The sequence below is a fragment of the Streptomyces cyaneofuscatus genome, assembly GCF_042718795.1.
GTDB lineage: Bacteria > Actinomycetota > Actinomycetes > Streptomycetales > Streptomycetaceae > Streptomyces > Streptomyces cyaneofuscatus_A.
The window spans coordinates 1-10,071 of sequence record NZ_JBHXOX010000064.1; the positions used below are offsets into that span (position 1 = coordinate 1).

Genomic DNA, 10,071 nt, shown 5'->3' on the forward strand with positions numbered 1-10,071 from the left:
TGGCCCGGCCCCCCCGCCGGGCCCCCCCCGTAGCGGCCCCCGGGGGGGGGGCGCCGGCGGGGGCCCCGCCCCACCACCGAAAGGGGTGAACCGTCGTAACTTTCCCGCGCCGGTCGCGTTCCGTCGCGGTACGGCGGTCGATTGTTACGGAGGGTCAGGCTGCGGCCAGTTCCCTGCGGGCCGCCCGGCGCGCCGCCGCCAGCCCGGGATCGAGCGCCGGAACGGCCGCCAGCAACTGCTTCGTGTACGGGTCCCGGGGGTCTCCGTACACCTCGTCAGCCGGGCCCTCTTCGACGATCAGGCCGCCGCGCATCACCGCGACCCGGTCGCTGACCTGCCGGACCACGGCGAGGTCGTGGGCGATGAAGACCAGGCCGATGCCCAGCTCGCGCTGGAGTTCGGCGAGCAGCGCGACGACCTGGGCCTGGGTGGTGACGTCGAGCGCGGAGACCGGTTCGTCGCAGACGATGACCTTCGGCTCGGCGGCCAGGGCACGGGCGATCCCGATGCGCTGGCGCTGTCCGCCGCTGAACTCGTGCGGGTAGCGCTCGAAGTGCGCCGGGTCGAGCCCGACGCGCTCCAGGAGTGCGCCCACCCGGTCCCGTACGCGCCTCTCGTCGCGCTCCCCGGCGGCCCGCAGCGGGTCGGCCACGGACTCGCCGACCGAGCGGCGCGGGTTGAGCGAGGCGACCGGGTCCTGGAACACCATCTGGAGCTCGCGCCGGAAGGGCCGCAGCTCCCTATCCGACAGCGAGCCGATCTCCGTACCCCCGTAACGGAGCCGGCCCGCCGTCGGGTCCAGCAGGCGGACCAGCATCCGGCCGAGCGTGGTCTTGCCGCTGCCGCTCTCCCCCACGATGCCGAGCGTCTGCCCGGCGTGCACGGTGAGCGAGACCCCGCCCACAGCGGCGACCTTCCCGCTCCCCCGGCCGAACTCGCGCCGCAGGTCGACGGCTTCGAGCAGCGGTACGGCCTCCTCCGGAACACGTTGGGCGGGCACCACCCTGCGGGTCTCCACCCTCGGCACCGCCGCCAGCAGCTCCTTCGTGTACGCCTCACGCGGCGACCCGAGCACCCGGGCCACCGGCCCGCGCTCCACCTCACGACCGTCCCGCATGACGAGCACCTCGTCCACGCTCTCGGCGGCCACCCCCACGTCATGGGTGACCAGCAGCAGCCCCATGCCGGTCTCCTGGCGCAGGGTGTGCAGCAGGTCCAGGATCTGGGCCTGGACGGTGACGTCGAGCGCGGTCGTCGGCTCGTCCGCCACGATCAGCTGCGGCTCGCAGGCCAGGGCCATCGCGATGAGGGCCCGCTGCCGCATCCCGCCGGAGAACTCGTGCGGCCGCAGCCGGGAGCGACGGGCCGCGTCCGGGATGCCGACCCGGTCCAGCACCTCGACGGCCCGGGCGCGGGCGGCCTTGCGGGAGGCGCGGTGGTGGACCCGGTGGACCTCGGCGATCTGGTCGCCCACCGGGTAGTACGGGTCGAGCGAGGAGAGCGGGTCCTGGAAGACCATGGCGGCCTTCGCGCCCCGCAGGGCCCTGAGGCCGGCGTCGTCGGCCGCGTTCACGTCCGTACCGGCGACCTCGACCGTGCCGCCGACCCGGGCGCCCGTCCCCCGGTGGAGGCCGAGCAGGGCGTAGGCAGAGGCGGACTTGCCGGAGCCGGACTCCCCCACCACGCCGAGGGCGCCGCCCGCCTCCAGGGTGAAGGAGAGCCCGTCGACGGCCCGTACGGAACCGAAGTCGACGGTGAGGTCGGTGACGCGCACCAATGGTTCACGCGTTGCCTTCAGTAGCTCACGCGTCGTCATGAAAGGACCACCCGTCGGTCGGCCAGCGCGTACAGCAGGTCCGCGGCGGCATTGGCGAGGACGACGAAGAACCCGGTCACCAGCACCATGCCGACCACCACGGGCAGGTCGACGACCTTCACCGCGTTGACCAGTTCGCGCCCGATGCCCGGGATGCCGAAGAGGGACTCGGTGAGCACCGCGCCGCCGAACATCGTGCCGAAGTCCAGCGCGCTGAGGGCGATGACGGGCGCCACCGCGCCCCGGAGGGCGTGCCGGCCGATGATGGCCCGCTCCCCGACCCCGTACGCGCGGAAGGTGCGCACATGGTCCTCGGCGAGGGTCTCCAGCATGGCGCTGCGGGTGAGCCGCGCGTACTTCGCGGACTCGATCAGTGCCAGCGACACCCAGGGCAGCAGCAGCCCCCACGCCCACTGTTCGGGGTCCTCGGCGAAGGGGACGTAACTCGGGGCGGGCAGCCACTGGAGGGTGGAGCAGAACACGATGATGAGCAGCAGCCCGATCACGAAGACGGGCGTGGCCGAGCCCGCCAGAGTCAGCCAGGTCAGGACGCGTTCGGTGAGCCGGCCGCGCCGCCAGGCCGACAGCACGCCCGTGCCCACGCCGAGCAGCAGCCAGCCCGCGAACGCGCCGATGACCAGGGAGCCGGTGACCGGGAGCTTGGCCAGGATGAGCTGGGTGACCTGCTGGTCGGACTGGTAGGACACGCCGAGGCAGGGCGCGGAGCAGTGCTCCACGCCGGTGCCGGTGGAGAAGTCGCGCCCGGCGACGATGCCCTGGAGGAAGTGCCCGTACTGCACGTACAACGGGTCGTCCAGCCGCAGTTGCTCGGTGACCTGGGCGACCTGGGCGGGTGAGCAGCGCGGGCCGCAGACGATCTGGGCGACATCGCCGGGGGCGACGTAGAAGATGCCGTAGAGGATGGCGGTCAGGGCGAACAGGACGAGGACGGCCCCTCCGAGCCGCCGGATCAGGAAGCCGGTCATGCCACGTCCTCCTTGGTCTGCTTCGTGCCGACGCGCAGCCGGGACGCGGCGCGTGGGTCGAGTGCCGTACGGACGCCTTCGCCGAGGACCGTGAGCGCGAGGACGGTGACGAACAGGAGCCCGGCGGGGAGCAGGAGATAGGTCGGGGCCGCCTGGTACCAGGTGTCGGCCTCGGTGAGCATCTGGCCCCAGGACGGCGTGGGCGGTTTGATGCCGACGCCGAGGAAGGACAGCGCCGCCTCCACGATGATGTTGGTGGGGAAGGCCAGGGCGGCGTACGTGATCACGGGCGCGGCGAGCGAGGGCAGCAGCTCGCGGCGGGCGATGGACCACGTGCCGCGTCCGCTGAGCCGGGCCGCCGAGACGAAGTCGAGGGACTTCAGGGTGAGCGCCTGCGCCCGCACGATCTTCGACGTACCGGCCCAGTTGATGCCGCCGATGACCAGCGCGATCAGGACGGGCCGCGGGAAGGTCTCGGGGACGATCGCCAGCAGCGCGAGCGCGATGACCATGATCGGCAGGGCGACGTTGATGTCGGTGATCCGGCTGAGGAGCTGGTCGACCCAGCGGCTGCCGAGCGCGGCGGTCAGGCCGATGATCAGACCGAGGGTGATCTGGAGGACGGTGGCGACGAGGGCGACGCCGAGGGAGACCCGGGCGCCGTACACGATCCGGGCGAACAGGTCGCGGCCGGTCTGCGGTTCGACGCCGAGCCAGTGGTCGGCGCTGATGCCGCCGAAGGGGCCGATGGGGACGCCGCCGGCCGCCGAGTCGACGAGGTCGGGGTGGTAGGTGTTCGGGTCCTGGCCCGCCACTGCGGTGAGCAGCGGCGCGGCGAGTGCGACCAGGACGAGCAGGAGGACGACGAGGGCCGCGGCGAAGGCCGCGCGCTGGGCGCGCAGCCTTCGCCAGAACAGCCGGGCCCCGGAGGCGGGGGCGACGGCCGACGCCGCTCCCGCCTCCTGGACCAGCAGGGCTTCGGACATGGTGAGGTGACCGCGACCTGCTACTTGACCGCGACCTGGGAGACGTCGAGGACGCCGGTCCAGTCGCTGATGACGATGTTCTTGACGTCCTGGCCGTACAGCCGCTTGTAGACGGGGTGGAACAGCGGCACGGTCAGCGCCTTCTCACCGATCTTCTTGTCGAGCGCGCCCCAGCGGGTGGCGGCGGCCTTCAGGTCGGTCAGCTTGTTGATCTCGTCGATCTCCTGGTTGACCTCGGGGTCGTTCAGGAAGCTGGTGTTGTAGTTGGCGCCGTTCTTGACGATCTGCCGGCCGTCGAAGATCGGGGCGAGGAACGGACCGCCGGAGGGCCAGTCGGCGCCCCAGTGGGCGAGGAAGAAGCCGGGCTCCTTCTTGGCGTCGTGGATGGTGTCGGAGTAGTCGTTGTCCTCCAGGCCCTGGAGTTCGACGGTGATGCCGGCCTTCTTGAGGGCGGCCTGGAGCGCGGTGGCGATCTCCGGGCTGGTCTCGAAGTCCTTGGCGTCGGAGTGGGTGAGGGTGACGGTCAGGCCCTTGTCGTACCCGGCCTCCTTCAGCAGCTCCTTCGCCTTCGCCGCGTCACCGGTCTTCCCGGCCGGGAAGTGGTCGTAGGGGGTGTGGCCGAAGGAGTCCCGCTCGGGGAGGAAGGTGGTGGCGGGCTCGGCGAGCGAGGAGCCGCCCGCCGCGTTGACGACCGAGGAGCGGTCGACGGCGTACGAGATCGCCTGGCGCACCTTCGGGTTGTCGAAGGGCTTCACCTTCGGGTTGAAGGCGATGTAGTTCGTGTAGCCGAAGTGGCCGGTGCCGACGCGGGCGGCGAGCTTCTTGTCGCTGCTGACCTTGGCGAGTTCGGCCGGGCCGAGGTTGGTGTCCGTGGTGACGGCGGCGGCGTCGGGGCCCTGCGAGGCGGAGAGCCGCTGGTTGATGACGGCGGCGTCGAGGCCGGAGCGGACGTCGATCCGGTCGGGGTGGGCCTTGCGCTCCTCGTCGGTCGCGGCCGACCAGTGCGGGTTGCGCTCCAGGACCAGGCGCTCGCCGTCGTTCTCGTTGGTGACGACCTTGTACGGGCCCGAGGAGACGGGGTGCTCCTCGTACTTGGTGCCGGTGTCCTTGGCCTTCGGCACCGGGGTGGTCTGGGTCTGCGTGGCGAGGAAGGGGAACTCCCCCTCGGGCTTGTTCAGCCGGAACACGATGGTCCGGTCGTCGGGCACCTCGATGGAGTCGAGCCCCTTCTTGTCCTTGTACGGGCCCTGGTAGTCGGCCCCGCCGATCAGCCAGTCCCGCAGGTAGGGGGCGCCGCCGGAGAGCTCGGCGGCGAAGGAGCGCTCGATGCCGTACTTGATGTCGGCGGAGGTGATCGCGGTGCCGTCCTCGTACTTCAGCCCCTCCTTCAACGTGTACGTCCAGACCGTGGCGTCCTTGTTGGGCTTGCCGAGGTCGGTGGCGAGGTCGGGGACGACCTGCGCGCCGTCGGCGCCGTCCTCGCGGTTGCGGGTGGTGAGGGTGCGGAAGATGAGGGAGGGGATGTTGCCGCCGCCGGAGGTGTAGAGCCGGGCGGGGTCGAAGTCCTGCTGGGTGTTGCGGTTCAGGACGGTGAGGGTGCCGCCCTTCTGCGGCGTGCCCTCGGCGCCGGAGCCGCTGTCGCCGCCCTTGCTGTCCTCGGGACCGCAGGCCGCGGCACCCGCGGCGAGGACGAGGGTGACGGTGGCCGCGGCCACGCGGCGCGCTATGACGGACGGTTGACGCATCGGAAGATGACCTCTCGGATGTACAGCGAAACAAACGCGGGAAGGAAAAGGAGAAATCCGCGCAGGCGACAGCACGAGAAAGGCCCGGGCCCGAAAATCCTGAAAAGCCTGAAAAGAGGACCGGCCGGACAAGGAAATGCCGCGCCTGCGGACGGAGTGAAGTCCAGGCGCGGCGGTCCCGGGGCCGTCGGAGCCGTTCGGAGGCTCACGGACAGGTCACGCGAAAAGAGAAAGCCGACTGCGCGCTCGGACAGGCGTCAGCGACAGAGAATGTCGGCTACGCAGTGCCCGGTCACGCCGAGAAGCGCCAGCTCAAGGGCGGCGATCTCGGAAGGTGCGGGGCTGCGTGACATGCCGAGAAATATGAACGACCGCCTTGACCGCTGTCAAAGCGGAACAGGACGGCCGTCTCGCTATGCGGACACCGCTCGTCAACTACCGGGGTAAACCCAGGGGTTGGGCTTGCACTTGATCCCGTCGAGGTCCAGGGATTTGGTCTGCTGCTGCATCACCGGGGCCGGGGCGCCGGGCGTGCGGCAGCTCACATGGTCGTGTCCGAGCCGGTGGCCTACCTCGTGATTGATGAGCATCTGACGGTAGGCCAGCATCTTCTTCGGGCCGAAGGTGGCGGAACCCTGGGCCCACCGATAGGCATTGATCATCACGCGGTCGGTCGAGGCGGAATCGCACGAGACGTTCTGGACCGTCGTGTCCAGACCGGATTTCGCACACCATTCACCGGTGGTGCCGGGACTGGCGAGCGTGATCACGAAATCCGGGCTCCCGGAGGAGATCCGCTCGAAGGTCATCGCGCCGTTGTGCGCCCAACTCCGGTCGTCGTTCAGCGTCTTCTGGACGGCCTCGGCGAAAAGACCCGCGTCGAGGGAGAGGCCCTTCTCGACATCGATCCGGTAGCGGTACTTCTGGCCCTTGCCGGGCGCCTTCGCCAGTCCGGGGACGGCCTCGAACGTCCCGGTCGCCTTCAGGTCGGCGGCGAGCGGGACGGGCTGCGCCATCTTCTCGCCGTACGACAGGGGCTTGACCTCGGGGGCCCGCGACGCGGGCTGCTCGGGGGTCGGGCGGGCGTCCGAGCGCGAGGCGCCCTCCCCGGCCTCCCGGTCGACACCGGCCGACCGCGCCGCCGCACCCCGGCCGGCGGAGTCCTCGGCGACCTGTCCGGCCACCACGACCGCGAGCACGGTGGTCACCGCGGCCGCGGCGATCCCGGTGAAGGTCCGCCCCTTGCCGCCCTTGGGTGCGGAGCGCCCGGCGGGTTCCGCGGCCGGCGCGGCGCCCGGCTCCACCGGGGGTCCGCCCTCTTCGGAGCCCGCGCGCGTGTCCGGCGCGCCGCCCGGGGCGGGCGCATCGGCGTCGAAGGCGTCGACGAACTCCCTGCGGGGGCCCGGCATCGTCTCGGGGCGGGCGGCGGTCCGACGCCCCGTCCGCCCGTCGGCGGCGCGCTGGGCGGCCTGCTGGGCGGACACCTGACGCGCCACGGCCTGTTCGCGGGCGGCGTCCTGGTCCGGGCGGGCCGGCGCGCCGTCAGCAGGTGCGTCGCAAGCCGGCCGCCCGGCGGCCCGAGGGCCGCCGTAGGTCTGCTGCGGACCGGCGCCCCAGCCGCCGCCCGGCTCGTGCTGCTCGGGGTGGCCGCCGCGCACCTGGGGGGCGTCCTGGAAGGGCGCGGCCGGGTAGGGGGCGTCGAGGAACGCGGTGTCCCGGTGGGTTGCGGGCCCGTCGGCGGCGGGCGCGGGCCCTTGGCGCCTGCGCCGACCGCCGCCGGAAGAGGAGGAGGCGGGGCGGGGTACGGCGCTTCGGCCGCCCGGATCCGCCGCTGCGGCGTCCGGGCGGGTGGCCTCTGCGCCCTTTCGGCTGTGTCGTCCCACGCCCCGGATCAGCTCCCGCCGCCATCGTCGAGCAGTTCCCGGAACGCCTGGGCGATCGTCTCCGGGTACTCCATCATCGCCACGTGCCCCGCGTCGGGCAGGGTCAGCAGCCGGGCGTCGCGGAAGGCCGCGGACGCCCTGCGCGCCATCCGGTACGAGACGAGCTGGTCCCGTCCGCCGTACACGAGCTGGGTCGGTGCGAGCACCCGCTCGGCCTGGCGCCACAGTCCGTGCTGGCCGCCCAGGGTGTACGCGTCCACGATGCCCCGGGCCGAACGCGTCATCGCGTCCCAGAAGTACGGCAGCTCCAGCCGTCGCTCCATCTCGGCCACCGCGTGACGGAAGGCTTCGTCGGAGATCCGTGCCGGATCGCCGTAACAGAGTGCCATGACTCCGCGGGTCCGCTGCTCCGCGGTCCAGCCCTTCGTGAGCCGGGCGAACAGCGGAGCGACCCCCGGCACCGCCAGGAGCCCGGTCGGTACGGCGGGCCGCTGCACCCGCCACTCGGGCAGTGCGGGCGAGATCAGGGTGAGGGTGCGCACCAGGTCGGGGCGGACGGCGGCGACCCGGACGGCGACCGCGCCGCCCAGGGAGTTGCCGAACAGATGGACGGGACCGCGGTCACCCGCGTCGAGCAGCCGGATCACCGCACGGGCGTGCCCGGTGATCGAGTAGTTGCCGTCGTCCGGCGGCGGCGAATCCCCGAATCCGGGCAGGTCGACGGCGTCGGGTTCGACCACGTCGGTCAGCAGCGGCATCAGGGCCGACCAGTTCTGCGAGGACCCGCCGAGCCCGTGCACGAAGAGCGCGGGCGGCAGACCCGTCCGGTCGGCGGGCCGCGAACGGACGGTCAGCGTGAGCCCCGGCAGGGCCACCGAACGCAGCCGCTCGCCCTCGGCGACCCGGACGGCGCTGACCGTGGGAGCCATCGCGGCGGCGATGGCCTGAGTTCCCGGCAGCTCGGTCGAAGACATGCGCCAATATTACGAGACGATCACGCCGCCGTTCATGTGTTCGCGGTCACAGGCCGCATCGCGGGGTAGGAGTGTTGCTCCTACGCTTCAAAGGAAGCGGCCAGAGGGGAAGAAAGGAGTCACCATGACGGTCGACCCGAGCGACCCGGACACCTTCGAGAGCACCGAGCCGGACACACCGGGCCCGGAGGCACCGGAGGCGGACGCCGCCGAGCAGCGGACGGACGTCCGGCCCGAGGGCGACGAGCAGGTGGAGGACGCCGACCTGGCCACCGCCAACGAGGCCGATCTGGCGGAACAGCGCAGGGTGATCCCTCTGGACGAGGACGATTACCGGTAGACCGCCCCGCTTTGTCCCGGGCCCCGGAGAACTGTGGCTTCCACCCGCGTCCGGTCCGTGAAATTCTGCGTCCGCGCCGCGCGCACCGGGGTTACCCAAAAGTACGATGGCTGTACGGCGCAGCGTGTACGGATCGGCTGTGCTGGAACACACATTTGGGAGGCGGCGTGAGCGCCATCGAGCAGACAGAGGCAGCGCGCCCGCGGGGCACGCGTCTTCCCCGCCGCGCCCGACGCAATCAGCTCCTGGGCGCCGCGCAGGAGGTCTTCGTCGCACAGGGGTACCACTCCGCCGCGATGGACGACATCGCCGAGCGGGCCGGCGTCAGCAAGCCGGTGCTCTACCAGCACTTCCCCGGGAAGCTGGAGCTCTACCTCGCCCTCCTCGACCAGCACTGCGAGTCGCTGCTCCAGGCCGTGGTGACGGCGCTGGCGTCGACGACGGACAACAAGCTGCGCGTCGAGGCGACGATGGATGCCTATTTCGCGTACGTGGAGGACGAGGGCGGCGCCTTCCGGCTGGTCTTCGAGTCCGACCTGACCAACGAGCCCGCCGTACGCGAGCGGGTCGACCGGGTCTCCCTCCAGTGCGCCGAGGCGATCTCCGACGTGATCGCCGAGGACACGGGCCTGTCCAAGGACGAGTCCATGCTCCTCGCGGTGGGCCTCGGCGGTGTGTCGCAGGTGGTGGCGCGCTACTGGCTCTCCAGCCGCTCCGGCATCCCGCGCGACACGGCGGTGCAGCTGCTCACCTCGCTGGCCTGGCGGGGTATCGCGGGCTTCCCGCTGCACGGGGTCGAGCAGCAGCACTGACGCCCCTCGGGCGGCGTGGACACCCCGTCGTGGCCGGGTCCCGGAGCGTGTTCGCTGCGGGCGTTGCCGGTCGGGCCGTGAGGCGTGGTCCCACCGGGCTAATGTGGCTGCGTACGGCGCGGTTCGCCGCGCAGGGACTGACCGTCGGAGGGACATAGCCGTGGAGGTCAAGATCGGGGTGCAGCACACGCCCCGCGAGATCGTTCTGGAGAGCGGGCTTTCCGCCGAGGACGTCGAGAGCGCGGTCGCCGCCGCACTGGGCGGCAAGGCGGAGCTGCTGAGCCTCACGGACGACAAGGGCCGCAAGGTCCTGGTGCCGGCCGACCGGATCGCGTACGTGGAGATCGGTGAGCCGACCACACGGCGTGTGGGGTTCGGCGCGCTGTAGTCCTCGGACGCGGTGAGCACGGGAGCGGGGGGGGGGGGGGGGGGGCCCCGGCCCCCCCCCCCCCCCCCCCGGGGGGGATAAACAAAAAACAAACACCCCAAACGCACAAGAAAAAAAAAATATAAAAAAAAAAACAACCCC

Annotated in this window: 10 protein-coding genes; 3 read left to right on the plus strand and 7 right to left on the minus strand. The window is 71.7% G+C overall.

All coding sequences use genetic code 11. The annotated features are described in order from the left end of the window. Positions 1-154: 154 nt before the first annotated feature. The 7 genes from ACFWRT_RS37360 to ACFWRT_RS37390 all read right to left on the minus strand — a co-directional run bounded on the left by ACFWRT_RS37360 (position 155) and on the right by ACFWRT_RS37390 (position 8,390). Positions 155-1,816 (minus strand): dipeptide ABC transporter ATP-binding protein, encoded by a 1,662-nt coding sequence (locus ACFWRT_RS37360; protein WP_380953580.1) that lies wholly within the window; start codon positions 1,814-1,816, stop codon positions 155-157. Continuing rightward, entirely contained in the window at positions 1,813-2,802 is a 990-nt protein-coding gene (locus ACFWRT_RS37365; protein ID WP_237327826.1) for an ABC transporter permease, read from the minus strand. The genes ACFWRT_RS37360 and ACFWRT_RS37365 overlap by 4 nt, the downstream gene beginning before the upstream one ends. Further along, entirely contained in the window at positions 2,799-3,788 is a 990-nt protein-coding gene (locus ACFWRT_RS37370) for an ABC transporter permease (protein WP_380953579.1), read from the minus strand. The genes ACFWRT_RS37365 and ACFWRT_RS37370 overlap by 4 nt, the downstream gene beginning before the upstream one ends. A gap of 20 nt (positions 3,789-3,808) precedes the next feature. Next, entirely contained in the window at positions 3,809-5,533 is a 1,725-nt protein-coding gene (locus ACFWRT_RS37375; RefSeq protein ID WP_380953578.1) for an ABC transporter substrate-binding protein, read from the minus strand. A gap of 257 nt (positions 5,534-5,790) precedes the next feature. Beyond that, a complete protein-coding gene (locus tag ACFWRT_RS37380; RefSeq protein ID WP_309544399.1) occupies positions 5,791-5,886 on the minus strand; it encodes an Ms4533A family Cys-rich leader peptide in 96 nt (31 codons plus the stop codon). A 78-nt stretch (positions 5,887-5,964) separates the two neighbouring features. Then, a complete protein-coding gene (locus tag ACFWRT_RS37385) occupies positions 5,965-7,416 on the minus strand; it encodes a DUF3152 domain-containing protein (protein WP_380953577.1) in 1,452 nt (483 codons plus the stop codon). 8 nt (positions 7,417-7,424) lie between these two features. Continuing rightward, positions 7,425-8,390, minus strand: coding sequence for an alpha/beta fold hydrolase (locus tag ACFWRT_RS37390; protein ID WP_380953576.1), 966 nt, complete (start codon positions 8,388-8,390; stop codon positions 7,425-7,427). Between the two features lie 124 nt (positions 8,391-8,514). Here ACFWRT_RS37390 and ACFWRT_RS37395 point away from each other — a divergent pair, with 124 nt between their 5' ends. The 3 genes from ACFWRT_RS37395 (at position 8,515) to ACFWRT_RS37405 (ending at position 9,930) form a co-directional block, all read left to right on the plus strand. Further along, positions 8,515-8,730, plus strand: a complete 216-nt coding sequence (locus tag ACFWRT_RS37395) for a hypothetical protein (RefSeq protein WP_380953575.1) — start codon at positions 8,515-8,517, stop codon at positions 8,728-8,730. A gap of 167 nt (positions 8,731-8,897) precedes the next feature. After that, on the plus strand, positions 8,898-9,542 hold the full coding sequence (locus ACFWRT_RS37400) for a TetR/AcrR family transcriptional regulator (protein WP_380953574.1): 645 nt from the start codon (positions 8,898-8,900) through the stop codon (positions 9,540-9,542). 160 nt (positions 9,543-9,702) lie between these two features. Continuing rightward, entirely contained in the window at positions 9,703-9,930 is a 228-nt protein-coding gene (locus ACFWRT_RS37405; protein WP_010061602.1) for a DUF3107 domain-containing protein, read from the plus strand. The last annotated feature ends 141 nt before the right edge of the window (positions 9,931-10,071 follow it).

Bases quoted from the DNA above. Each gene is read 5' to 3' on its own strand.
- ACFWRT_RS37360 (WP_380953580.1), bottom strand. From the start codon at position 1,816: ATGACGACGCGTGAGCTACTGAAGGCAACGCGTGAACCATTGGTGCGC.
- ACFWRT_RS37365 (WP_237327826.1), bottom strand. From the start codon at position 2,802: ATGACCGGCTTCCTGATCCGGCGGCTCGGAGGGGCCGTCCTCGTCCTG.
- ACFWRT_RS37370 (WP_380953579.1), bottom strand. From the start codon at position 3,788: ATGTCCGAAGCCCTGCTGGTCCAGGAGGCGGGAGCGGCGTCGGCCGTC.
- ACFWRT_RS37375 (WP_380953578.1), bottom strand. From the start codon at position 5,533: ATGCGTCAACCGTCCGTCATAGCGCGCCGCGTGGCCGCGGCCACCGTC.
- ACFWRT_RS37380 (WP_309544399.1), bottom strand. From the start codon at position 5,886: ATGTCACGCAGCCCCGCACCTTCCGAGATCGCCGCCCTTGAGCTGGCG.
- ACFWRT_RS37390 (WP_380953576.1), bottom strand. From the start codon at position 8,390: ATGTCTTCGACCGAGCTGCCGGGAACTCAGGCCATCGCCGCCGCGATG.
- ACFWRT_RS37395 (WP_380953575.1), top strand. From the start codon at position 8,515: ATGACGGTCGACCCGAGCGACCCGGACACCTTCGAGAGCACCGAGCCG.